The 22,438-nt window shown below is 71.4% G+C and carries 21 protein-coding genes; 7 read left to right on the forward strand and 14 right to left on the reverse strand.

Features of this window, described 5'->3' with window-relative positions:
- Positions 1 to 6: 6 nt before the first annotated feature.
- Positions 7 to 819 (reverse strand): MBL fold metallo-hydrolase, encoded by an 813-nt coding sequence (locus tag ACZ4IF_RS30135; protein ID WP_467568368.1) that lies wholly within the window; start codon positions 817 to 819, stop codon positions 7 to 9.
- Positions 820 to 956: 137 nt separating this feature from the next.
- On the opposite strand from ACZ4IF_RS30135, the gene ACZ4IF_RS30140 reads away from it, so the two are divergent.
- Positions 957 to 1,559, forward strand: coding sequence for a TetR/AcrR family transcriptional regulator (locus tag ACZ4IF_RS30140; RefSeq protein WP_467568370.1), 603 nt, complete (start codon positions 957 to 959; stop codon positions 1,557 to 1,559).
- Between the two features lie 175 nt (positions 1,560 to 1,734).
- The gene (locus ACZ4IF_RS30145; RefSeq protein ID WP_359490410.1) at positions 1,735 to 2,175 is read left to right on the forward strand and encodes an SPW repeat protein; all 441 of its coding nucleotides are present in this window, start codon (positions 1,735 to 1,737) and stop codon (positions 2,173 to 2,175) included.
- 206 nt (positions 2,176 to 2,381) lie between these two features.
- Here ACZ4IF_RS30145 and ACZ4IF_RS30150 read toward each other — a convergent pair whose 3' ends face one another.
- On the reverse strand, positions 2,382 to 3,143 hold the full coding sequence (locus ACZ4IF_RS30150; RefSeq protein WP_467568372.1) for an ArsR/SmtB family transcription factor: 762 nt from the start codon (positions 3,141 to 3,143) through the stop codon (positions 2,382 to 2,384).
- 179 nt (positions 3,144 to 3,322) lie between these two features.
- Between ACZ4IF_RS30150 and ACZ4IF_RS30155 the strand changes: the two genes are divergently transcribed.
- Positions 3,323 to 3,901 carry a GNAT family N-acetyltransferase gene (locus ACZ4IF_RS30155; RefSeq protein WP_467568374.1) on the forward strand — a complete coding sequence of 193 codons (579 nt, stop codon included), beginning with the start codon at positions 3,323 to 3,325 and terminating at the stop codon, positions 3,899 to 3,901.
- Between the two features lie 51 nt (positions 3,902 to 3,952).
- Here the strand turns inward: ACZ4IF_RS30155 and ACZ4IF_RS30160 are convergent, their stop codons facing one another.
- Both ACZ4IF_RS30160 and ACZ4IF_RS30165 read right to left on the reverse strand, forming a co-directional pair.
- Positions 3,953 to 4,483, reverse strand: a complete 531-nt coding sequence (locus ACZ4IF_RS30160; RefSeq protein ID WP_467568376.1) for a GNAT family N-acetyltransferase — start codon at positions 4,481 to 4,483, stop codon at positions 3,953 to 3,955.
- Positions 4,484 to 4,770: 287 nt separating this feature from the next.
- Positions 4,771 to 6,225 (reverse strand): APC family permease, encoded by a 1,455-nt coding sequence (locus ACZ4IF_RS30165; protein ID WP_467568378.1) that lies wholly within the window; start codon positions 6,223 to 6,225, stop codon positions 4,771 to 4,773.
- Between the two features lie 211 nt (positions 6,226 to 6,436).
- Between ACZ4IF_RS30165 and ACZ4IF_RS30170 the strand changes: the two genes are divergently transcribed.
- Both ACZ4IF_RS30170 and ACZ4IF_RS30175 read left to right on the forward strand, forming a co-directional pair.
- A complete protein-coding gene (locus tag ACZ4IF_RS30170) occupies positions 6,437 to 7,636 on the forward strand; it encodes an ROK family protein (RefSeq protein ID WP_467568380.1) in 1,200 nt (399 codons plus the stop codon).
- 460 nt (positions 7,637 to 8,096) lie between these two features.
- Entirely contained in the window at positions 8,097 to 10,826 is a 2,730-nt protein-coding gene (locus ACZ4IF_RS30175) for a glycoside hydrolase family 2 protein (protein ID WP_467568382.1), read from the forward strand.
- An 88-nt stretch (positions 10,827 to 10,914) separates the two neighbouring features.
- On the opposite strand, the gene ACZ4IF_RS30180 is transcribed toward ACZ4IF_RS30175, so the two are convergent.
- A complete protein-coding gene (locus ACZ4IF_RS30180) occupies positions 10,915 to 12,357 on the reverse strand; it encodes a hydrolase (protein ID WP_467568384.1) in 1,443 nt (480 codons plus the stop codon).
- A 233-nt stretch (positions 12,358 to 12,590) separates the two neighbouring features.
- On the opposite strand from ACZ4IF_RS30180, the gene ACZ4IF_RS30185 reads away from it, so the two are divergent.
- Together ACZ4IF_RS30185 and ACZ4IF_RS30190 are read left to right on the forward strand one after the other, a co-directional pair.
- Entirely contained in the window at positions 12,591 to 12,854 is a 264-nt protein-coding gene (locus ACZ4IF_RS30185) for a GlsB/YeaQ/YmgE family stress response membrane protein (protein WP_359490424.1), read from the forward strand.
- A gap of 115 nt (positions 12,855 to 12,969) precedes the next feature.
- Positions 12,970 to 13,851 carry a GNAT family N-acetyltransferase gene (locus tag ACZ4IF_RS30190; protein WP_467568386.1) on the forward strand — a complete coding sequence of 294 codons (882 nt, stop codon included), beginning with the start codon at positions 12,970 to 12,972 and terminating at the stop codon, positions 13,849 to 13,851.
- A 95-nt stretch (positions 13,852 to 13,946) separates the two neighbouring features.
- Here the strand turns inward: ACZ4IF_RS30190 and ACZ4IF_RS30195 are convergent, their stop codons facing one another.
- The 9 genes from ACZ4IF_RS30195 to ACZ4IF_RS30235 all read right to left on the reverse strand — a co-directional run bounded on the left by ACZ4IF_RS30195 (position 13,947) and on the right by ACZ4IF_RS30235 (position 22,414).
- Positions 13,947 to 14,861, reverse strand: coding sequence for an NAD-dependent epimerase/dehydratase family protein (locus ACZ4IF_RS30195; RefSeq protein WP_467568388.1), 915 nt, complete (start codon positions 14,859 to 14,861; stop codon positions 13,947 to 13,949).
- Between the two features lie 110 nt (positions 14,862 to 14,971).
- Positions 14,972 to 15,748 (reverse strand): GNAT family N-acetyltransferase, encoded by a 777-nt coding sequence (locus ACZ4IF_RS30200; protein WP_467568390.1) that lies wholly within the window; start codon positions 15,746 to 15,748, stop codon positions 14,972 to 14,974.
- Positions 15,749 to 15,886: 138 nt separating this feature from the next.
- Positions 15,887 to 17,212 (reverse strand): MFS transporter, encoded by a 1,326-nt coding sequence (locus ACZ4IF_RS30205; protein WP_467568392.1) that lies wholly within the window; start codon positions 17,210 to 17,212, stop codon positions 15,887 to 15,889.
- Positions 17,213 to 17,567: 355 nt separating this feature from the next.
- Complete coding sequence (locus ACZ4IF_RS30210; RefSeq protein WP_467568394.1) at positions 17,568 to 18,518, reverse strand: catechol 2,3-dioxygenase; 951 nt, start codon at positions 18,516 to 18,518, stop codon at positions 17,568 to 17,570.
- Positions 18,519 to 18,528: 10 nt separating this feature from the next.
- Positions 18,529 to 19,617 carry a 4-oxalomesaconate tautomerase gene (locus ACZ4IF_RS30215; protein WP_467568396.1) on the reverse strand — a complete coding sequence of 363 codons (1,089 nt, stop codon included), beginning with the start codon at positions 19,615 to 19,617 and terminating at the stop codon, positions 18,529 to 18,531.
- The gene (locus tag ACZ4IF_RS30220; RefSeq protein ID WP_467568398.1) at positions 19,614 to 20,342 is read right to left on the reverse strand and encodes a 4-carboxy-4-hydroxy-2-oxoadipate aldolase/oxaloacetate decarboxylase; all 729 of its coding nucleotides are present in this window, start codon (positions 20,340 to 20,342) and stop codon (positions 19,614 to 19,616) included. Before ACZ4IF_RS30220 ends, ACZ4IF_RS30215 begins: the two co-directional genes overlap by 4 nt.
- Positions 20,339 to 21,127, reverse strand: coding sequence for a PIG-L deacetylase family protein (locus ACZ4IF_RS30225; protein ID WP_467568400.1), 789 nt, complete (start codon positions 21,125 to 21,127; stop codon positions 20,339 to 20,341). Before ACZ4IF_RS30225 ends, ACZ4IF_RS30220 begins: the two co-directional genes overlap by 4 nt.
- Positions 21,128 to 21,204: 77 nt before the next feature.
- Positions 21,205 to 21,855 (reverse strand): GntR family transcriptional regulator, encoded by a 651-nt coding sequence (locus ACZ4IF_RS30230; RefSeq protein ID WP_467568402.1) that lies wholly within the window; start codon positions 21,853 to 21,855, stop codon positions 21,205 to 21,207.
- Between the two features lie 256 nt (positions 21,856 to 22,111).
- Positions 22,112 to 22,414, reverse strand: a complete 303-nt coding sequence (locus tag ACZ4IF_RS30235) for an Ldh family oxidoreductase (RefSeq protein ID WP_467568404.1) — start codon at positions 22,412 to 22,414, stop codon at positions 22,112 to 22,114.
- Between the last annotated feature and the right edge of the window lie 24 nt (positions 22,415 to 22,438).

Raw genomic sequence — 22,438 nt, forward strand, 5'->3', positions numbered from 1 at the left:
TCGCCGTCAGCCCGTGCAGCGGGCCAGTTCCCAGGGATCGTGGGCGCTGAAGACGTCGACCTCGTCGCCGTGCAGCCGCACGAGTTCGCGCAGCCGGGCGTGGTTGGCGAGGCGCAGCGGCCGGTCCACCTCGGTGATCTGCTGGAGGATGTCCATGCCGGGGTGCCCCTGTGGGGCGTCGGGGTCGATCTCGCGGTGGAAGTAGTAGGCGTCGCCGCAGTGCAGGAGCCGGCGGCCGGAGTCCTCCACGGCGATCGCGCAGTGGCCGCGGGTATGACCGCCGAGCGGCACGAGCAGGATGTCCGCGTCCAGCCCGGCCAGCGGCCGCACCGCGTCGAATCCGTACCAGGGGTCGCCCGAGGTCTGCGCGTACGTCACCCAGTGCGGCCGGTGGGCCCAGTGGGCCGGGCGGTAGCGGACACGGTCCTCGGGGTGGGCGCCGGGCGCCGCCATGGCCGCCCGGTGTTCGTCCTCGGAGAGATGGACCTTCGCCCAGGGGAAGTCCGGCAGGCCGCCCGCGTGGTCGAGGTCGAGATGGCTGAGCACGATGTGCCGGACGTCCTCGGGGCGGAAGCCGAGCGCGGCGACCTGGCGGACCGCGGTCTCGGCGGGGTCCAGGACGGGCTGGGCGCGGCCGAGGAAGTCGGCGCCGAGGTTCTCCTCGGGCCGCGCCACGTCGGCGGTGCCGATGCCGGTGTCGACGAGGACGAGACCGTCGCGGTCGGTCTCGACGAGCAGACAGTGGCACACCGCGGGCAGGCTCCCGTCGTCGGTGTCGATCGTCCGCATGGAGCCGCAGTTCAGGTGGTGGACCTTCACGATGAGTCCTTTCGGCCGCCCCGGACGCGTTCTCGCACGAAGGGCGTGGGGACGCCGCGGGCGTCACGGGGCGACGAGAATTGGGTAACGAACGTTCGTAAGCTAATAGCGAACGGTCGTTAGGTTAAAGTGATGTCATGAGCCCGCGCAAGTCCGTCGCCGAGACAGCCGCCACCCGTGACCGGATCATCGAGAGCGCCTTGACACTGGCCTCCGCCGAAGGGCTCGAAGGGCTCACCATCGGCCGCCTCGCGACCGAGCTGGAGATGAGCAAGGCCGGCGTGATCGGCCACTTCGGCAGCAAGGAAGGCCTCCAGCTCGCCGTACTGGACGCCGCGACGGAGCGCTTCCGGCTGCGGGTTCCGGCCCGGGCCGTCGGCGCACGGCCCGGCACGGAGCGGCTGACGCGCGCCTTCCACGAGTGGATCGACTACATGTCGCAGGACGAGGGGCACGGGGGCTGCTTCCTCACCTCGGCGGCCGGCGAGTTCGACGGCCGCCCCGGCACGGTCCGCGACCGCGTGCTCGACGCGCTCGACGCCTGGTCGGCGTATGTGACGGCGGAGCTGACCACGGCGGTCGAGAACCGCGAACTCCCCGAGCGCACCGATGTGGAGCAGCTCGCCTTCGAGCTCAACGGCGTGGCCCTGGCCGCGAACCAGTCGATCCAGCTGCACCACGATCCGCAGGCACCCACGCGGGCCCGACGCGCCGTCGCACGCCTGCTCATCGCCCCCTGAGACGGCTCTCCTCCCCCCGCCCGAGGGAGCCGAGAACATCACTCACGGCCCTCCAGACCCGCGAGCCCTACACATAAAGAGAAAATAAGCGCAGAATGGGCGAAACGGCACTTACCGCATGCGCACCGGACGCGGTCGGGCCGTGGGGATCGAGAGAGATCGAAGGAGACGAGTCATGGCCAACGTCTCGCATACCAGGGGTGACATCACCAGCCACCCCGACGTATCCGAAATGCGGGCTCGGTACGACCGCGTACTCGGTGGTCGCGATGTGGCGCTCGTGGACGGGCCGGTGTTCCTGCTCGGCCTGTACTGCGCGGTGTCCCCGTGGATACTCCACTACACGACGAATCAGCCGGCGCTGGCGGCCCACAACCTGATCCTGGGGATCGCGATAGCCGCGCTGGCCCTCGGATTCACCATGATGCCGGAAAGGATGTACGGACTGAGCTGGGCCATCTGCGCAATGGGCGCATGGCTGATCATCTCCCCGTGGGTGGTCGGCACCAACCCGGACGCCGGAGTGGTCATCAACAGCATCATCATGGGCGCGCTGGCCGTGGTGCTGGGCGCCGTGTGCGCGGCGACGACCACCAGGGCCAACACCAGGGCGTGACCCGGCGGTTGCGCGGTCCCGGGTGCGCCCCGGCGACGGATCCTTCTCGGGCACGACCCGACGGCAGCACCTTCTCGGGCACGACCCGACGGCGGCACGTTCCCGGACGCGCCCGGCGACGGGAGAGGAACGGAGGTCGGCCACGGACGATCAGGGGCCGGCCCGCACCGAGCGGGCCGGCCCCTCCGCGTCCGCACCGGTCGGCGTCAGGGCACCAGCCACGGCTCCTGCGGCAGCGGACTGCCGGTCTCCAGCAGGGACTTGAGGTTGGACAGGACCGCCGCCCAGCCCGAGGCGGCGTCGCGCAGTTCGGACTCGTCGGCGAGGTCCTCGTGGGTCACCGTGAGCCGGACGATGTCGGCGTGCGGCTGGATGTCGAAGGTGACCCGGGAGTACCGGTCCGCGTCGCCCTCGTCCTCGGGTGCGGCCCAGGTGGTCACGAGGCGTGTCGGGCGGTCGCTCTCCACGACGGTGCCGATCACGTCGGCGACCTCGGAGCCGTCGGTACGGCGGTGTTCCCAGCGGGATCCCGGCCGCCAGTCCGAGACGTTGCTGTGGCCCCAGTACCGGGCGGTCAGGTCGGCATCGGTGAGTGCGTCCCAGACCTTCTCCGGCGTGCTCCGGATGTAGGTGACGTACACGAAGTCGGGCTTGTCGGTCATGGCTTCCTCGGCCTTTCGTCTGAGGGCGCTCAGTGCGCGCAGGCGCGGGCGCTCGAACTTGTCGATCCACCGCTCCTGGATGTCGTGGAGCGGCACCGGATTGAGGTAGTGGAGCTTCTCCCGCCCCCGCCGCGCGGTGCTGACGAGGTTGGCGGCCTCCAGGACGGCGAGGTGCTGCGTCACCGACTGACGTGTCATGTCGATGTGCTCGCACAGCTCCCCTAGCGTCTGACCGCTGTGCTCGTGGAGCCGGTCGAGCAGTCGCCGCCGGGTCCCGTCGGCCAGCGCCTTGAAGACCTGATCCATTTCGGAGTCACTCTCTGATCGCACACTCAAAGTTATGCAGGCAAGTACTTGCATGTCAACTTGCGTCCTGATCCGCCCGCCCTGCGGGCACCCTCCTGACCACGGTGTGCGAGGTCCGGAGCACCCCCGCCGCGCGAGGCCTCTTGGCCGCGCCCCGCCCGGCGCGGCACGATCAGCCGATGGACAACCGACCTGCCTTCGACTTCCCCAGACCGCTGCTGATCGACGGGCTGGGGCTTCAGCTGCGCGAGTGGTCCGACGACGACGTGGTGGACCTCGTCGCGATCTACGACGATCCCGAGATCGACCGGTGGACGCCGGTCCCGTCACCGTTCGACGCGGTGGCCGCGAGCGCCTATCTCGCCGCCGCCGAACAGAAGGGGATCGAGGGGCGGACGGTGCAGCTCGCCATCACCACGGACGGCGGGCAGGCGCAGGGCGAGATCCTGCTGTTCCGCAACGCGGTCGACGAGCGGGACCTCGAACTCGCCTACGGGGTGGGGCCCGCCCACCGGGGCAGGGGTATCGCGACCCGCGCGGTGCGGCTCGCGGTGGACTTCGCCGGACGCCGGGTCGGTCCGCGGCGCATGGTGCTGTGCATCGAGAACGGGAACACCGCGAGCGAGGGCGTCGCCAAGGCGGCCGGCTTCTCGCTGACGAACGACCGGCCCGTGGTCCGGGAGGCCAAGGGACGCGAGGTCGTCCTGAGGACCTGGAGCCACGACGCGAGCGACACCTCCGGGAGCGCGAGCTCCTGATCCGGTCCGCGACGCGCCCCGGGTCTCAGCTGCCGACGGGGCCCGCGGGCCTCACTCGCGGGAGAGAGGGCGCGGGCCGGCCGCGAGGTCGAGGGTGAACGCCACCCGGTCGAGTCCGGGGCCGTCGCAGTCGGCCTTCACGGCCGACTCGGTGAAGCCGAGCCGGGTGTGGAAGGCCCGCGACGCGGTGTTCTGCGGGCTGGTGACGCAGTGCACGTGGCGGCGGCCTTGCGACCGCGCGAGGGCGAAGAAGGCCCGGTACAGGGCGCGGCCGATGCCCTGCCCGTGCAGGCACGGGTCGACGCCGACGAAGTGCACGTATCCGGCGTCGGGCTCGGTCTGCGAGAGGAGGCCGACCATGGAGGCGGCCACCTCGCCGCCGTCGCGTTCCACCAGGAAGCCGGTCGCGGTGAAGTGCTGGAAGTACAACCGCGGCAGCAGCAGGGCGCGTTCGAGCGCACCCGCCCGTCCCTTCAGGCCGCCCCACCACGCGTCCAGCACCCCGAGCACCCCGAGCACCCGCGCATGGTCCTCCTCGGCAGGGTGCCGCGCCGTCGGTCCGGCCGGAAGGTCGTCGATCATCCGCGCAGTCCGCCATCCGCCTCCGGCACCCCACCACGCCCGGTTCCGGCCGCCGGCGCGTCGCGTGTCCGGCCGCACGGAACGCCGGCCCGGCCCTCGCCGAGTCCGGCCCGGCCGCCACCTGCCGATCAGGCGTCGCGCTGACGGTGACCGCCGGGGCCACCGCTCCGGCGGTCACCGTGCGCCACGCCCCGACGGGCGCACCCTGCTTCACGCCCCGACGGGCGCGCCTTGCGTCAACGCGCCCACGGCCACCCTGGGTCCCACGGCGGCAGGCACGCCGTGGGTCACGCGCCGGCGGGTTCCGCGTCCGGTGCCGGCGCGGCCAGGTACTCCTCGCTCGTCTCCTTCGGGCCGAAGGGCCACACCTTCTCCAGGCGTGCCCAGACGACGAAGGCGACACAGCCCAGCGCCACCCAGGCCAGGGACCATTCGATCGGGTGGCGGCCCGGCGAGTTCTTGTCCGCGTAGCCGTAGATGGTGAGCCAGCCCGCCAGGGCGACGAAACTCGGTACCGGGTAGAGCCACATCCGGTACGGCCGGTGCAGGTCGGGCTGCCGTTTGCGCAGCACCGAGAGGGCGACCACCTGGGCCAGCGCCTGGACGATCACCATGACTGTGGTCAGCAACTGGATGAGGGTGGCCAGGTCCGTGTGCCGGCCGATGAGGAAGCCGATCGCGGTGACCACGCCCATGGTCGCGAGGCCGAGCATCGGGAAGCGGTGCTTGGGGTGCAACTTGGCGTAGGGGCGGAAGAACACGCCGTCGCGTGCGGCGTCGTAGGGCACACGCGAGCCGCCGAGCAGTCCGGTGAAGACCGAGGCGAACGCCGTGACGAGGATGAGGACGGTGACCGTGTCGGCGGCGCCCTTGCCCCAGGTCTTCTCCAGGACCGCCGAGGCCACGGAGGTGGAGGCGATGTCCGAGGGGTCGGTCATCCGGTGCCAGTCGATGACGCCCAGCGTACCGATCTGGAGCAGCAGGTAGATCGCCATGATGCCGAGGATCGAGAAGACGATCGAGCGGGGCAGGACGCGGCCCGGATCCTTGATCTCGGCACCCATGTAGGCGGTCGTGTTGTAGCCCAGGTAGTCGTAGATGCCGATGGTCAGGCCCGCGGCGAAGCCGAGCCAGAAGTGACTGCTGGTCAGTTCGAAGGCGTGGGCGGGGTAGGTGAACGCGAGGTGCGCGCTGAAGTCGGTGGCCGCGGCGAGGATCACCAGGACCACCGAGGTGATCATCACGGCCCACATGACGGCGGTGATCCGGGCGATGTGCTCGATCCCCCGCCACAGCAGGAGCACGACGAGCGCGACGATGCACAGGCCGATGAGGTCACCGGTGGTCTGCCCCATGCCGGGGGCCAGATAGCCCAGGTACTGGACGAAGCCGACCACACCGGTGGACATGATCAGCGGGATGAACAGCATCGCCGTCCACACGAACAGGAACGGCATCAGGCGGCCCGTGCGGTACTGGAAGGCCTGGCGCAGATAGACGTAACTGCCGCCGGAACCGGGCATCGAGGCGCCCAGCTCGGCCCAGACGAGACCGTCCGCCAGGGCCAGCAGTGCTCCGGCGACGAACCCGATGACCGCCTGCGGACCGCCGAACGCGGCGACCATCAAAGGGATCGTCACGAACGGCCCGATACCGCACATCTGGCTCATGTTGATGGCCGTGGCCTGGAACAGGCCGACGCGGCGGACGAATCCGCCGCTCGGCGGGGGGCTACCGGACATGGGTCCTCCTCGGACGAGGCACGGGAGAGAGACGGGGGCGGCCTCCTCGTCGGCGGCCGACGGAGCGGAGCGGATCAAGGACGGCGGATCGACGGGCGGATCGACGGGCGGGTCACCGGCCGGAGCCGGTTCTCCCGCCGACTCGCCCGGCGACGCTGACTGGGCGATAAAGTTAAGGAGCCTTACTAGATGCGTCAAGAGGGTGACCCGCATGCGTGAGAATGGTGCGATGCCCGCCCGTGACGTCGCAGAGCAGTCCGAACAGCCTTGGAACCGCAGGCGGTTGCGCAGTACCAACGAGCGCCTGCTGCTGGACCGGCTGCGCACCGGCGGCGCCGCCTCACGCGCCCAGCTCGCCCGCGAGACCGGCCTGTCGAAGCCGACGGTCTCCAGCGCGCTCGCGGCCCTCGCCGGGGCGGGCCTGGTCCACGAGGTCGGCACGCACGCACCCGAGCGCGGCCGGGTGGCCGTCCTCTACGCCCCGGACCCCTCGGCCGGTCACGCGCTCGGCATCGACATCGGTCGCGGGTGGCTGCGCGTCGCGGTCGCCGACCTGGACGGCACGGTGGTCGCACGGACCGACGTACGCAACCGGGCCCGCACCTCCGGCGCACTGGCCGACCTGGTGGTCGCCACCGCCCACCAGGTCGTCGCGGGCTCGGGCGTCGGCTCGGACGAGGTGGCCCACGCGGTGATGGGCACGCCAGGCGTGTACGACGAGACGCAGCGGCGGGTGCGCTACGCGATGCACCTGCCCGGGTGGGGCCGCGCCGGTCTGTTCGACCGGATGCGCGAGGACCTGGGCATCCCACTGGAGGTGCACAACGACGCCAACCTCGCGGCCCTGGGCGAGTACACCTACGGGGTCGGCGCGGGCAGCCGGCTGTTCGCGTACATCATGATCGGGACGGGTCTCGGGATGGGCGTCGTGAGTGAGGGGCGGCTGTTCACCGGGGCGCACGGCGGAGCGGGGGAGATCGGCTTCCTGCCCTGGCCGGGCCGGCAGAAGCCGGAGACGCTGGAGGACGCGGTGTCCGGCGTGGCCGTGGTCGAGGCCGCCAGGCACTTCGGCATGACCGGGCAGCTCACCGCGAAGGCGGTCTTCGACGCGGCGCGCGCGGGCAGTCCCGCCGCGGTCGACGCGGTCCGGCTGGAGGGCGAGCGGATCGCCCACACGGTGGCGGCCGCGGCGGCGGTGCTCGATCCCGATCTGGTGGTGCTGGGCGGCGGGGTGGGGCACAGCGTCGACCTGCTGCTGCGCCCCATACGCGAGACGCTGCGCACGCTGACACCGCTGCGGCCGCGGATCGTGCCCGGACGGCTGGGCGAGGACGCGGTGCTGCTGGGGGCCGTGGCGACGGCACTGGGCACCGCGCGCGACGTGGTGTTCGAGCGCCGCTCCGCCTCCTGAACGAGCTCGTCCCTCCGCGTACCCCGCCCGGCGGCAGGCTTCCTGACGGATCCCCACCCCTGGTGGACGGAGCTTCCCCCGTACGGACCAACCCTCCTGACGACGCATCATGTCCGGGGTCAGGCGCCTGCCTCGCTCTGGGCCCGCTTCCTGACGACGACTCACGTCCCCGTGGAGGCGCCTTCCTCCCGTCGGGCCCGCTGCCCGACGGCGATGCGCATGACGCGGGAGGCGCATTCCCCGCAGGTGGCCGCCCTGCTGACGGGGGTTCACCGGCACCGGCGGCGGTGGTCCGTCCGCCGGCCCGCGCTCCGCCGCCCGGACGGCACCGGACCTCGCGGTGATTGACATGAATTACTCACCGGCCTAGCTTGTGGGCGCAGTTAGTAAAGTTTCCTAACTTGAGCTGACTCTCGCAGTGTCGCAGCGCGGATGCTCCCCCACCCCCAAGGAGACCACCGTGTTCCACCGCCGTGCCGCAAGACGGCGCCTCGCCACGGCCACTGTCACCCTGTGTGCCCTGTGCGCCCTGTCCACGTGCGCGTGGGCCGAGGGCGACCGGCCGGCGATCGTGCGCCCCGCGCAGCGGTCTCCCGTGACGAAGGTGGCCTCCACCCCCGGCAGCGCCACCGCGCTCGGCGGCTACACGATCCGGTCCAGCGCCCAGGTCACCGACTCACCGGGGAAGGTGTCGAGCCCCGGCTATCCGACGAGCGGCTGGGTACCCGCGGGCCCGCGCTCGACGGTGCTCGCGGCGCTGCTCGCCGACGGGAGGTACGCCGATCCGTTCCACTCCACGAACCTCAAGAAGATCCCGAAGTCCGACTTCGCCGTGCCCTGGTGGTACCGCTCGGACTTCACCGTCGACGACACCTCCGAGCGCAGCTATCTGGACTTCAGCGGCGTGATCTCCGCGGCCGACGTGTACGTCAACGGCCGCCAGGTCGCCAAGACCTCCGACGTGAAGGGCGCGTACACGCACCACGAGCTCGACATCACCTCGCTCGTGCGGGCCGGCACCAACACCGTCGCCTTCCGGATCCAGCCCAACGACCCGACCAAGATGCTCACCATGGGCTGGCTCGACTGGCTGCAACCGCCGCCCGACCAGAACATGGGCATCGTCCGGGACGTCCTGGTCCGCCGCGGCGGACCGGTCGCGCTCCGCGACGCGCACGTGGTCACCGAGCTGGACGTGCCCTCGCTCGCCTCCGCGGACCTGACCGTGAAGGCGCAGGCACGCAACGAGACGGACAAGGCCGTGACCGCCACCGTCTCCGGCAGCATCGGCCCCGCGGTCTTCGCCCGGACGGTCCCGCTCGGCCCGCACGAGACGAGGACGGTCACCTTCACCCCGGCCGACTCCCCCGGCCTGCACCTGAAGGCACCCAAGGTGTGGTGGCCGGCCGGCATGGGCGGACAGCCCCTGTACGGCCTCGATCTGAGCGTCTCCGTCGCGGGCGAGCGCTCCGACCGCGCGCACGAGGACTTCGGCATCCGCGAGGTCAAGGCTCCCCTGAACCGCGACGGGGCGCGGCAGTACAGCATCAACGGCCGCAGACTGCTGATCAAGGGCGGCGGCTGGTCGCCGGACGAGTTCCTGCGCTGGGACCGGACCTACGTCGAGGACCGGCTGAAGTACGTGCTCGATCTGGGGCTCAACACGGTCCGGCTGGAGGGGCACATCGAGCCGGACGAGTTCTTCGACCTCGCCGACAAGTACGGCGTCCTCACGCTGCCCGGCTGGGAGTGCTGCACCAAGTGGGAGGGCAACGTCAACAGCGGCGAGGCCGGGGAGCCCTGGACGACCGCCGACTATCCCGTCGCCAAGGCGTCGATGGCCGCCGAGGCCGCGCGGCTGCGCTCCCATCCCAGCGTGATCTCCTTCCTCATCGGCAGCGACGCCGCGCCGGACGCCACGATCGAGAAGAACTACCTGGACGCGCTCCACTCGGCCGACTGGCCGACGCCCGTGGTCCCCGCAGCCAGCGACAAGTCCTCCCCCGTCACCGGCCGTTCGGGCATGAAGATGACCGGGCCCTACGAATGGATCCCGCCGAACTACTGGTACGCCAAGCGCGAGGGCGGCGCCACCGGCTTCAACTCCGAGACCGGCGCGGGCCCCGACATCCCGACCCTGGACACCTTGCGCCGCATGATGTCGCCCGCCGAACTGGACACGCTCTGGAAGGACCCGGGCGCCAAGCAGTACCACCGTTCGCCGTCGTCGACCTTCGCCACCCTGAAGATCTACGACAACGCCCTGGCCGGACGCTACGGCGCCCCCACCGGCCTGACCGACTACGTACGCAAGGCGCAACTCGCCCAGTACGAGAACGTGCGGGCCCAGTTCGAGGCGTACGGGCGCAACGCCACGGACGCCTCGAAGCCCTCGACCGGCGTCATCTACTGGATGCTCAACAGCGGGTGGACGTCACTGCACTGGCAGTTGATGGACCGTTATCTGGACCAGGGCGGCGCCTACTTCGGCGCGAAGAAGGCCAATGAGCCGCTGCACGTCCAGTACTCGTACGACGACCGCTCGGTCGTCGTGGTGAACAACCGGCACGAGCCGGCCTCCGGACTGACGGCCCGGGTCACGCTCTTCAACACCGACGGCACACAGAAGTACGACCGGACGGCGACCGATGTGGACGTGGCCGGCGACGGGGCGCGCAGCACCGCTCTCACGGTGCCGTCCTCGGTGAGCGGACTGTCCCCGACGTATCTCGCCCGGCTGGTCCTGACCGACTCCCGGGGCAAGGAGGTCAGCCGCAACGTCTATTGGCTGTCGACCAAGCCGGACACCCTCGACTGGGCCCGCACCGACTGGTACTACACGCCGACCACGAGCTACGCGGACCTCAAGGGCCTCGGCTCGATGGCGCAGGTCCCGGTCTCCGCGACGGCGTCCACCGAGACCGGGCCCGACGGCATCGCGACGACCAGGGTCACCCTGCGCAACACGGGGACGGGGAAGACCCCCTCGCTGCTCACCGATGCGCACCTGGTGGACGCCGAGGGCAGGCCGGTGCTGCCGGCCGAGTGGTCCGACAACCAGGTCAGCCTGTGGCCCGGCGAGTCCACGACACTCACGGTGACCTATCGGGCGGCCGATCTGCGGGGCTCGGCTCCGCGGGTCCGCGTCTCGGGCTGGAACACACCCGAGACCACGGTCCCGGCGACCTAGACGGGAAGCGCGGGAAGATCGCGAGAGGCGGAGGAGCAGGAGAAGGGCGGGCCCGGTGCCGCGGGCCCGCCCTTCCGTCCGCCGCGGATCAGCTCACGTTCAGGGCCGTGTCGTCGATGACGAACGACGTCTGGAGCATGGAGCCTTCGGTACCGGTGAACTTGATCGTGACCGTCTGCCCGGCGTACGCGGTGCCGAGGCCGAAGGTGCGCTGGGTGTACCCGGAGGCGGCGTTCAGGTTCGAGTACGTGGCCAGGGTCGACAGCACGGTTCCGCCGCTGTTCAGCACCTGGGCCTTGAGTGTGTCGTACGCCGTGCTGGTGGTCGTCTCGGCCGTGTCCACATGGAGGTGGAAGCTCAGGGTCGCCGAGCAGCCGGACGGGATGGTCACCGACTGGGAGAGGGTGTCGGTGTGCGCCGAGCCGTAGCCGTTCAGCCACGCCTTGTACGAGCCGGTACGGGCGGCCTCGCCGGTGTCGGTGGTGATCACACCGCTGCTCGCGCTCCAGGACGTGCTGCCGGACTCGAAGCCGGGGTTGGCGAGCAGCTGGGCGGCCGTGCAGGTGCCGCCGCCCCCGCCGCCGCTGCCGCTCGCGCCCGCGAGCCACTCGGTGGCGTTGAGGGCCAACGCGGCGTTCGTGGCTCCGGAGTCGTTCCAGCCGTCGTAGAGCGTGTTTCCGGACTGACCCGTACCGTCGTCGATGGGTGAGCTGTCTCCCCAGAACGCGACCCGGCCGCTGCCGAAGGTGCTCGTCGCGAAGAACGCGCCGGTGTTGCCGGAGTAACCCGTGCGGTAGAGCAGGCCCTTGACGGCGGGGTTGTCGGCGGGCTTGAGCGTCGCGGTGGTCCCGCTCGCGATCAGGCTCTTGCTGACGGTGCCGAACGAGCCGTGCAGGACGGCGTTCGTGCTGTCGGTGACGGCGCTCGGATGGTCGGAGCCGATGCTCAGCGAGTCGACGGAGAAGCCGAACGGGTCGGTGCTGTCGACGCTGTTCGTGGTCATCAGGTCGTTGAAGATCTCGACCGCGTCGTAGCCGTCGTTGTTGCGGTCGGCGCCCGTGTGGTCGGAGATCATGAACAGGCCGCCGCCGTTCTTCACGAACGTCATGATCGCGGTCTTCTCCGCCGTGGTGAACAGCGTGTTGGGCTCGGGCAGCACCAGTTCGTCGAAGTTCTTCAGGTCGGTCGCGGCGGAGCCGCCGTAGGTGAGGCTCGATCCCGAAGGCAGTGTCCTGAGGCTGTAGTCCCCCGTCTTCTGCAGGGCCACGCCCCATGAGGACAGCGCGCCGGTCCAGTCCGTCTCGGCGGACGGGGTGGAGTCCTGGCCGAGCGGGTCGGGCTGGCTGGTGGAGATGATCCAGTCGGCGTTGCCCGCCGTCTCGGCGTGGGCGTTGTCGAACAGGACGCGGTGGGGGGTGGCGGCCCGGGCGGGCGCGGCGCCGGCCGTCTGGACGGCGGCGCCCGTGACGAGGAGTCCGAACACGGCCAGCGCCGTGCTGATTCTGTGGCGGGAACGTCTGAGTCCGAGCATCCGGCGAACCTCCGAGTGGGGTGGGGAGAGGCGGTGCGGGCGCCAAGTCTGCGCGCGTAGAACGGTGGGTGGCCGTCCACCGCGCGACAGATTTTTGAACGGTACATGACTAGTCGGCCCGCCGAACAGGAACCTGGCGGAACCCGATCCGAGGCCGGCGGCACCGGAGCGGGACTGCCTCGGCCTCCAGGGGGCACTGGATAACCACAGGGAACCGACATAGAGGGGCGGAGATGGAGATCTCAGGCATCATCAGTGCCATAGTCATCGGCATCATCATCGGTGTGCTGGGACGGCTCGTCGTCCCGGGCCGCCAGCGCATCGGCATTCTGCTGACGATCGTCGTCGGCATCGTGGCGGCATTGATCGGCTCGGCGCTCGCCGCCGCCTTCGACGTCGCCGACACCAAGGGCGTCGACTGGATCGAATGGCTCATCCAGATCGGGCTCGCGGCGCTGGGCGTCGCGGCGCTGGACCGGTCGAGGGCACGCCGCTGACCGGCGAGGCCCTTGCTAGTGCCGTGGTGCGCGCTCAATTCCGTTGCGGAGCGCGCACCCGCAGGGCTAGTTTCTGCGGGCTTCGCACCGCACGCCCCGACACCACGGAGAGATCTTGCCGCCACGCGTCACACCGCTGACCGACCCCGCGACCACACCCTCCAGCCGACGCCTCGCATGGCTGGCCTCCGGCACCGACGGCGCTCCCCTCGGCTCGGCCTTCCTCCGGCTGTTCACCAAGGAGGGACAGTCCCACCTCGCCGAGCTGGAGCTCGCCGTGCACCCCGCCGAGCGGCGGCAGGGAGTGGGCAGCCGGCTCCTGGACGCGGCCGTCTCGGCGGCGCGTGAGGAAGGGCGGCGCTCGCTCGTCGCCCAGGCCGAGGCCGGCTCGCCCGGGGACCTGTTCCTGGCGGCGCGCGGATTCCGCCGGGTGCTCGCGCTGACGTACGCGCGACTCCCGCTGGCGGACGCGGATGTCGCGGGCATCACCGAGATCGCCGAACGTCCGCACTCCGGCTACGCGTTGACCCACTGGGAAGGCGTCGTGCCGTCCGGCCTCGCGCTGTCGTTCGCACACTCGCGGCGGGCGATGGACGACATGCCGATGGACGACACCGACTACGGAACCGTCGTGTGGGACGTGGATCGGGTCGTGTCGGCGGCCGAGGCGATCGCCAAGCGCGGCGAGTCGCTGCACACGGTGGCGGTGCTGGACCGCTCGGACGGCTCGGTCGTCGGCTTCTCCGAACTCGTCGTGCCCGGCGACGGCCGCGGCGATGCCCAGCACTATGGCACGGGTGTGCTCCCCGAGCACCGGGGCCACGGCCTCGGGCTCTGGATGAAGGCCGAGTCGATCCGCCTGGCCCGTCGGCACCACCCCGAACTCGGCGGACTGCTCACCGATACCGCGGACAGCAACGCGCCCATGCGCCGCATCAACGACGCACTCGGCTATCTGCCCACGCACAGTGCGGTGGAGTACCAGCTCGACCTCTGATCCGGTCGCGCACGTGGCGGCGGGGCGCCCGATCTGCGGCGCCCCGACCGGCCCCCGAAGGAGCGGCGCCTCACGGCCGGCGCCGGTCCGGCGGCCTACGCGGCCAGGTCCTCCAGCGCGGCGAGACCCACCTGGCTGGACGGATGGGCCGGAGTCCAGCCCAGTTCCCGTTCCGCCTTCGCGGAGGAGACCCGCATCGACGTCCCCGTCATCGTGTGCGCGTACGACATCGGCCTCATCACCCAGCGCGGCACGGTCGGCGGCGCGGGCAGGCCGAACCGTGCGGCGACGGCGCGGACATGGGCGGCGAAGCCCAGCGGGGTGCGGTCGGCGATGTTGTAGGCCTCGCCGGGGCGCCCACGCTCGACGGCCGCGACGACGGCGCCCGCCGCGTCCACGAGGTCGATCCACGGCAGGACGCGGTCCCGGTCGTCGGTGACGGGAAGCTGCCGCTTGCGCAGCATCGACACGATGCCGTCGGTGCCGCCGGGACCGTAGAAGAGACCGAAGCGCAGCGCGATGCCCTCCAGTCCCTCGGCCTCGAACGTGAGCCGTTCCTTGGTGCGCATCGCAGCGATGTGCCGTTCCAGTTGCGCGGTGGCACCGGGCGGTCCGAAGGGGACGTCCTCGGTGACGACCTGGTCGCCGTGGTCGCCGTATCCGTACCCGAAGATCATCGACTCGGCGACGAACCGCCGTGCACCGGTCACGCGCGCGGCCTCGACGAGGTGTGCGGTGCCCTCCGTGCGCAGCGCGTCGGTCGCGTACATGTCCCGGTGCCGCAGGGGTGCCTTGCGCAGAGCGGTCGCGGCGTGGACGACCGTGTCGAAGTGCCGGCCGTCGACGGCCCGCAGCAGCGTGTCGCGGTCCATCAGGTCGGCGCGGACGCCGTTGCCCGTGCCCCTGCCGAGACCGGTGACGTGGTGGCCCGCCTCGGTCAGGGCCTTGGTGATGTGCCGGCCGAGAACGCCGCTCGCGCCGGCCAGGAGGATGCTCTGGTTCGTCGTCATGCCCGTACGACGGAGGACGGCTGCCGGAATGTGACATCGCTCGGGGCGGCTCACCCGCACGGGCCTCGGGCGTCGCCCTCCGCGCACGGTGCGTCCGCCCCCGGAGCACCTCAGAGCGCGTACACGTACGGTGTGGTGGTGGTCAGCGGCTGGAAGCCCAGCCGGGCGAGGACGGGGCGGCTCTGGCCGGAGGCGTCGACCTGGACGTAGCGGTAGCCGCGATCGGCCGCCACCCGGGCGCGGTGGGCGACGAGCGCCCGGTAGATGCCCCGGCCGCGCCAGGCCTCTACGGTGCCGCCGCCCCACAGTCCGGCGAACCGGGTTCCGGGCAGCAGCTCCATGCGGGCCGCGCTGACCGGCACGTCGCCGGCGAGCGCCACGACGGCGACGACCGTGTCCGCCTCGCCGGTGAGCTGGGCGAGCAGTTGGTGGCGCAGCCGTGTGCCGTCCGTGCCGAAGGCCTGTTCGTGGACCTCGGCCACGAGGTCGACGCCCGCCCGGTCGGTGACGGGCAGCAGGCGTACGCCCTCCGGCGGTTCGGCGGCCGGCGCCAGGTCGCCCACTTCGGCGACCATCAAGGTCTCCTCGGGTTCCGCGGTGAAGCCTGCGGCGCGCAGCCGGGACCCCAGATCCTCCGGCTTGTCGTGCCCGTACAGCTTCCACTCGAACTCCCGCCCAAGTCCGGTGAAGTGGCGGATCTGGTCGGCGATCGCCGCGTCGGCCGTCGTCTCGTCCAGGTCCGACCAGACCACTCCGTTCCAGCCGTGCTCGGCTCCGGTCTGGCGCACCACCTTGCCGGCGCGTTCGACCCGCGCGCCCGGGGCGTCGGGCCGCGCCCCTTCCCGCATGTCCCGGTCGAACAGAGCCAGTACCGCAGCGTGATCCATGGGCTCACTCCAGCACCCGGGAGCCGCCCGGGGCAACGGGAATTTCACCTTGTGGGCGGCCGTCCCCGGCCCGAGGGCACGTACGCGCCCGGCCGGGGCCGTGGGACCCCGCCCGGACGCGCTCCCCCGCCCCTCCGGTCAGCCGGTGGCGGTCAGTTCCTGCCGGGTGCCGCTCGTGGCCGGGGGCTGGACGCGGCGCAGCCCGGTCAGACTGACGAACACCAGGGAGAACAGGCCCGCGGCGGCGAACGCGGTGAAGCCCGCGGTGGTCGAGCCGGTGGCGAGCAACTGGCCGCCGAGCCAGGGGCCGAAGACGGCGCCGAAGCGGCCCATGCCGGAGGTCCAGCCGACCGCGGTGGCGCGGTTGTCGTCGCTGGAGCGGGCGGCCACCGTGGCGTAGATCATGGCCTGGGCGCTGAAGAGGAACAGGCCGGTCAGGAAGACCACGGTGTAGGTGAGGGGCAGCGGCATGCGGACGCTGAGGGTGTAGACGCCGACGGCGGTGGCGCCGAACCAGATCGCGGCGATGCGCGGTCCGCCGAACCGGTCGGTGAGCCGCCCGCCGACGAGCATGCCGACGATGCCGCCGAGGTTGATGACGATGACGAAGCCGATCGAGGAGCCGAGGTTGTAGCCGTTGGCCTTCATCAGCGAGGGCAGCCACTGGGAGACGCCGTACACCAGGAGGAGGCCGCCGAAGGAGGCCAGCCAGAAGAGGAGGGTCTGGATCCACAGTCCACCGCGGAACAGGGCGGCGACCGCGCCGAAGCGGTCGGCCGCGGCCGGGCGTTCCCCGTCGGGCGCGGTGGGCTCGACGCCGTAGCGGTCGGCGAGTGCCAGGGCTTCCGCGTCACGGCCCTTGGCCTGGAGGAAGGCCATCGACTCAGGCAGGTACTTGGCGGCCAGCGGCACGCCGATGAAGAGCGGGATCACGCAGATCCAGAAGGAGACCCGCCAGTCGCCGGTCCACAGGGCCACGAATCCGGCGACGATGCCGCCGGCCTGGTGGGCGGTCATCAGGGAGCCCACGATCAGCGCGCCCCGGCCGCGCGGGGCGTACTCGGACACCAGCGTGATCGCGCTCGGCAGCAGGCCGCCGAGGCCGAGCCCGGCGAGGAACCGCCCGAGGCTGAAGACGCCGAGGCTGCCGGCGGCGGCGCAGACGGCGGAGGCCAGGGAGAAGACGGCGGTGGACGCGATGATCGTCTTCTTGCGGCCGACCCAGTCGCTGACGGTGCCGGAGGACAGGGCGCCGATCAGCATGCCGAAGGTGGCGTAGGAGCCGACGTCGCCGGCCTTGCCGGGGTCGATGCCGAGCGCCTTGGTCTCCAGCATGTGCGGGAGGACGGAGCCGTAGATGAACATGTCCAGGCCGTCGAAGAGGACGACCAGCCAGCAGAGGCCGACGACCAGCACGGCCAGTCTGCTGCCGCCGCGAGCGGGCAGGGCGAGGGAGGAGGACATCGTTGTTTCCTCTCGTCCAGGAGATGTGGGCCCTGGAAGGGGGATCGGTGAGGCGGGTCGACGCGGCTCGTGCGGCTGACCCGATGGTGCGCCAGACGCTAAGGACTGCACCCAGAAAGTGTCAACGCTTTTGTCAACAATCCAGAATTCGGCCACCGCGCGACCCTGTCACGGGCACCTGAGAAGCAGCTGAAGAGCCGGGTCACGACGTGAGCGGGCAGCACGAATCGGCGTGCCGCCCGCTCACGGACCCGGCCGGAACGAGGCACGGGACGGGACACGGAACGAGCCGTCCGACGGCCCGTCGCCCACGAGGCAACCCGCGGCGAGCGCTGGGCGCCCGCCGCTCAAGGGGTCAGTCGACCGGCGGGGTTCCGTGGGTGTGGAAGGACTCGATGGTCCTCAGACCCCAGGCCTGTCCCTTCTTCCGCTCGTCCTCGGTCCAGGTGATGAGCGGCCAGTCGGGCGCCAGCACCAGACGGGTCAGCGGGTTGCACAACTCGATCCGGTTGCCGCCCGGCTCGTACACGTACAGGAAGAAGGTCTGCTGGATGGCGTGCTTGTGCGGGCCCGTCTCGATGAACACGCCGGTGTCGATCGCCAGGTCGGCGGCGCGCAGGATGTCCTCGCGGGTGTCGGTGGCGAACGCGATGTGGTGCAGGCGCCCGTTCGAGCCCGTCCAGTCCTCGGTGTAGACGACGTCGTACGACTTGTTGCTGAACGTCAGCCACTGGGCGGCGATCCGCCCGCTGTCGAGCCGGATCTGCTCGGTGGGGCGGGCGCCGAGGACGTCGCGGACGAAATCCCCGTTGGACGCGACGTCCGCGGCGAGGTAGTTGACGTGGTCGAGGCGCCGTACGCCCACGCCGTGGCCCGGTTTGGCCTGCGGCTGGTTCTTCAGGGCCGGCCTCAGCTCGTCCGGCGCGCGGTACCACTCGCTCTCCCAGTACAGGGCGAGTTCGTGGCCGTCCGGATCGGTGGTCACGTACAGCGGGCCGATGCCCGGCTCGTCCTCCACCCAGCGGCCCCGGCGACCGCTGTTCTCGATCTCCTTGACCCGCCGGTGCAGGGCCTCCTCACCGGACGCCCGCAGCGCGGTACGGCGGATGCCGGGGGTCGTGTGTGCGGTGAGGGTCAGGCTGTGATGCTCGTAGTCGTCCCAGGTCCGCAGGTGGACGGAGTCTCCGGAGCGGCCGTTCTCGGTCAGGCCGAGGTAGTCGGTGAAGAAGCGGACGCTGGCGTCCAGGTCAGGAGTGAGCAGTTCGACGTGCCCGAGGTGGGCGATGTCTCCGAGGGGCGGCGCCATGCGGGCCTCCTTAAGGGTGTTGTGCGGCAACGGACGGCCGGGGGAAGACCGTGCCGTCGAAGATCTTGCGTGCGGTGCGGACGACGGCGGTGCGGCGGGCGACCGGTACGGCGCCGTCGCGGCCGTACTCGATGCCGGATTCGAGGTCGAGGAACCCGGTGGGGTGTTCGATGCGCAGCCGGTCCCCCGTCGCGGGCAGCCGTGCGACGTGCTGCCCGACACCGCCCTCCACGCGCAGCCCCGCGGCGACGCTCGCGGCGCCGAGGACACCGATGGAGGTGTGGCAGCGCACCGGGATGAACGTGCGGGTCATGACCGCGCCGCCGTGCCGGGGCGCGGCCAGCAGGGTCAGTTTCGGCACGGTGGCGGCCTCCACGTCGCCGAGGCCCATCAGCTTGCCCGCCGCCAGGCGGATCTCCAGGAGCCGGTCGGCGAGCGCGAGGTCCTCCTCCAGGTCCTTGGGTGTCTCGTAGCCGGTGACACCGACGGCCGAGGCGGCGATCAGTACGGTCGGCATGCCGTTGTCCACACAGGTCACGGAGGTGCCTGCGACGATGTCGCGGGCGTGGCCGGTGGGCAGCAGCGGACCGCCGCCCCCGGGGAACTCGATCACCACGGGCGCGGCCGTACCCGGCACCCCCGAGATCTCGGCGGGCCCGGAATAGACGACACGCCCGTCCTCGGTGGGAAAGGTGGCGACCGCCAGTCCCCCGCTGTTGACCATGCGGATGCGTACGCGGGTGCGGCCCTCCCCCGGCGCGACCAGTCCTCGTTCGACGGCGAACGGTCCCACCCCGGCGAGGATGTTGCCGCAGTTCTGACGGTCGCTCACCTCCGCCCGGTCCACGCCGACCTGGAGGAAGAGGTAGTCCACGTCGGCCGCGGGGTCCGCCGAGGCACGGACCACGGCGACCTTGCTGGTGAGGGGGTGCGCGCCGCCCAGGCCGTCGATCTGCCGCGGGTCGGGACTGCCCATGACCCGCAGCAGCAGTGCGTCGCGGGCAGCGGTGTCGGCGGGCAGGTCCTCGGCCAGGAAGTAGGCGCCCTTGGAGGTGCCGCCGCGCAGGAGCATGCAGCGCACCGCCTCGGGCGCGGTCATGGCCGGTCTCCGCCCTGCTCGGGCGTCGCGCCCCGGACGTGATCCTCGTAGGGCACGTAGCACACGCCCAGCCGTACGAGGGTCTCACGCAGGCCGTAGCGGTCCATGCCGAGCTGCCCCTCGGTGAAGGCGGCGCGGGCGGCGGCCTCCTTGTTCTCCCGCGCCTCGGACGCCTCGGCGGCACGGCGGGCGTCCTCGCGGGGCACGCACACCACGCCGTCGTCGTCGGCGAGGATCACGTCGCCGGCCCGGACGATCTGGCCGCCGATCGCCACCGGCACGTTGACCGAGCCGCCCGTCGCCTTCACCGTGCCCTGCGGGCTGACCGCCGCGGACCAGGCCGGGAAGCCCATCTCGCGCAGTTCGGCGGTGTCCCGGACACCGGCGTTGATGACGAGGCCGCGCACGCCGCGCCGCTGGAGCGCGGTGGCGAACAACTCACCGAACATGCCGTCGGTCGAGGGCGAGGTGGTGGTGACCACCAGGACGTCGCCCTCGCCGCACTGCTCGACGGCCGCGTGGATCATGAGGTTGTCGCCGGGCCACGAGAGGACGGTGACAGCGGTACCGGCGACGCGCGTGCCCTGCTGGATCGGGCGCAGGTGGGTGCCGAGCAGGCCGGTGCGGCCCATCGCCTCGTGCACGGTGGCCACACCGAACGCGGCGAGCGCCTCGACGTCCTCGGCGTCCGCCTTCGGCGGGTCGGTGACGATCACGCCGCTCATGCCAGCTCCTTCGCGATCTGCGGGTAGGGGCGCATGTACGCCTCGGCCATCGTCTGGTGGGCGAGGCCCAGGTTGGGCCCGGCGTTGCGCTTGAGCTGGACGCCGCGGCGGACGGCGAGGTCGGTGTAGTAGTCCCACAGGTGCTGCTGGGCGCCGAGACACTCCATGGCCTTGCGCTTGGTGTCCCACACCTCGGTGATGTCCAGGAGGACTTCGGGCCGGAAGCCGCTCATCTCGGGCTGGTGCGGTTCGAAGAAGAAGACCGGCGGTGCGCCGATGATCTCGCCGGGGCCGGGGTAGCCGATGGCCTGGGCGAGTACGCGGGCCTCCAGAGCCATGCGGTGGGCGGCCGGGTGGTCTCCGTTGTACGGATCCTCGGCCGGGTGCGTGAGGACGACGTCGGGCTGCGTGTCGCGGTAGACGGCCACCAGCAGGTCGGTCAGCTCCGCGGTGGGGGTCAGCGGGTAGTCACCGGCGTCGAAGAAGCGGACCTCGGCGCCGAGCGTGGCGGCGGCCCGCTCGGCCTCCGCCCGGCGTATCGACTTGATCTCCTCCAGCTTCTTTCCCTCGCGCCAGGCCTTGGCGGACTCGCCGCGCTCGCCGAAGGTCAGGCAGGCGACGGTGACCTTCTCCCCTCGCGAGGCGGCCAGGGCGATCGCTCCCCCGGCACGCCACACGAAGTCCCCGGCGTGCGCGGTGACGACCAGCGTCGATCGTGGCGGGGTTCCCCCGTGCTCCGGCGGAGCCGGAGGCTCGGGCGAGGCAGGCGCTGTGCCGTGCGTCATGGCAGAAATCTCCTTGGTGGACAGGTGCGCGCCCACCTCGGACCGTCCGCCGCACCGCGCGTCGGCCGCGCGCTGCGTCAGTCGCGCAGCGCGTCGATCACGCTGCCGAGGTGGACGCGGACGGCCGCTTCGGCCGCCTGCGGGTCCCTGGCCGAGATCGCCTCGATCATGGCCAGGTGTTCACTCAGGGACTGCTGGGCACGGCCCGGCCGCAGAGCCAACTGGAAGCGATGCCGCACCAGTTGGGCGTTGAGCCGCTCCAGGAGCCCCACGGCCACCTGCTGACCGGAGAACTCCCTGATGCGGGCGTGCACTTCATGATTGAGCTCGGAATAGGTCACCGGCTCGCCGTCGGCGACGGCCTTGGTCATCGCCGCGCCCAAGTCGGCCAGCTCGGCCAGCTGTTCGTCGCCGGCCTCGACGGCGGCCTTGGCCGCGCAGAGCCCTTCGAGCGCCATGCGGCACTCGGTGATGGCCACCGCTTCCTCGACCGTCACGACCCGGACCCGGGACCCGCGGTTGCGGATCCGCTCGACCAGTCCCTCCGACTCCAGCTCGATCAGCGCCGCCCGGACGCTGGCCCGGGTGACACCGAACTGCTCGGCGAGTTCGTTCTCCACCAGCCGCTGGGCCGGTGCCATCTCTCCGCGCAGAATCGCCTGCCGCAGCTGCACCAGTGCATGCTGCTTGGCCTGCTCGCCGGTGCCTGGACGGGCTTCCTTCTGCATTGCGCCCTCCCTGAGTGAGTGCCTGTCGAACGTAAATCTAGACCAACAAGATTGTCAACAATTTTGTTTCGCATCTTGCCGACCGTCTTGTCGGCGCAGCGTCCGGGCGCCTTGTCGACAAGGGACGTGCACGCCGAAGACGCCCGGCTCCGGCGGACCGGGCGGGCGTCTCGGGTGGAACACTTCGGGCCTGCGCCCGCCGTTCGGCTCGGGCGCGGGTCGGGTCGGCGCGGGCTCGGGTACGAGCCCGTCCGGCTCAGGTGGTCGCGGTCACGGGCGGCGTGATGCCGAACCGCTCGGCGCTCCGGGTGAGTTCGCGCCACACCTTTCCTGCCACAGGCACCCCTTCTTCGGCCCGGCGCACGGCGACCGATGAGCTGCGTGCGCCGGGACGGAATACCCCCTCGGCACCTTCCGCCGACGGCAGGCTCTTGAGTGTGCCCGGAGTGGTGCCGACGGCCGCGGCGAAGGTGTCCGCACCGCCGAAGGCCGCCGGGCCGATCACGATGAGCAGGGCGTTCTGGCGGCGCCTGCGGGGCCGGAGGGCCGGCCGGGCCACGGATCTCGTACGGTGATCATCGGC

This window comes from Streptomyces sp. NPDC025784 (genome assembly GCF_055558435.1).

Coding starts and splice junctions, on each gene's coding strand:
- ACZ4IF_RS30160 (WP_467568376.1), bottom strand. CDS start 4,483: ATGATCGACGACCTTCCGGCCGGACCGACGGCGCGGCACCCTGCCGAG.
- ACZ4IF_RS30215 (WP_467568396.1), bottom strand. CDS start 19,617: ATGACCGCGCCCGAGGCGGTGCGCTGCATGCTCCTGCGCGGCGGCACC.
- ACZ4IF_RS30230 (WP_467568402.1), bottom strand. CDS start 21,855: ATGCAGAAGGAAGCCCGTCCAGGCACCGGCGAGCAGGCCAAGCAGCAT.
- ACZ4IF_RS30200 (WP_467568390.1), bottom strand. CDS start 15,748: ATGGATCACGCTGCGGTACTGGCTCTGTTCGACCGGGACATGCGGGAA.
- ACZ4IF_RS30155 (WP_467568374.1), top strand. CDS start 3,323: ATGGACAACCGACCTGCCTTCGACTTCCCCAGACCGCTGCTGATCGAC.
- ACZ4IF_RS30170 (WP_467568380.1), top strand. CDS start 6,437: ATGCGTGAGAATGGTGCGATGCCCGCCCGTGACGTCGCAGAGCAGTCC.
- ACZ4IF_RS30205 (WP_467568392.1), bottom strand. CDS start 17,212: ATGTCCTCCTCCCTCGCCCTGCCCGCTCGCGGCGGCAGCAGACTGGCC.
- ACZ4IF_RS30140 (WP_467568370.1), top strand. CDS start 957: ATGAGCCCGCGCAAGTCCGTCGCCGAGACAGCCGCCACCCGTGACCGG.
- ACZ4IF_RS30195 (WP_467568388.1), bottom strand. CDS start 14,861: ATGACGACGAACCAGAGCATCCTCCTGGCCGGCGCGAGCGGCGTTCTC.
- ACZ4IF_RS30185 (WP_359490424.1), top strand. CDS start 12,591: ATGGAGATCTCAGGCATCATCAGTGCCATAGTCATCGGCATCATCATC.
- ACZ4IF_RS30145 (WP_359490410.1), top strand. CDS start 1,735: ATGGCCAACGTCTCGCATACCAGGGGTGACATCACCAGCCACCCCGAC.
- ACZ4IF_RS30150 (WP_467568372.1), bottom strand. CDS start 3,143: ATGGATCAGGTCTTCAAGGCGCTGGCCGACGGGACCCGGCGGCGACTG.
- ACZ4IF_RS30210 (WP_467568394.1), bottom strand. CDS start 18,518: ATGGCGCCGCCCCTCGGAGACATCGCCCACCTCGGGCACGTCGAACTG.
- ACZ4IF_RS30180 (WP_467568384.1), bottom strand. CDS start 12,357: ATGCTCGGACTCAGACGTTCCCGCCACAGAATCAGCACGGCGCTGGCC.
- ACZ4IF_RS30165 (WP_467568378.1), bottom strand. CDS start 6,225: ATGTCCGGTAGCCCCCCGCCGAGCGGCGGATTCGTCCGCCGCGTCGGC.
- ACZ4IF_RS30225 (WP_467568400.1), bottom strand. CDS start 21,127: ATGACGCACGGCACAGCGCCTGCCTCGCCCGAGCCTCCGGCTCCGCCG.
- ACZ4IF_RS30220 (WP_467568398.1), bottom strand. CDS start 20,342: ATGAGCGGCGTGATCGTCACCGACCCGCCGAAGGCGGACGCCGAGGAC.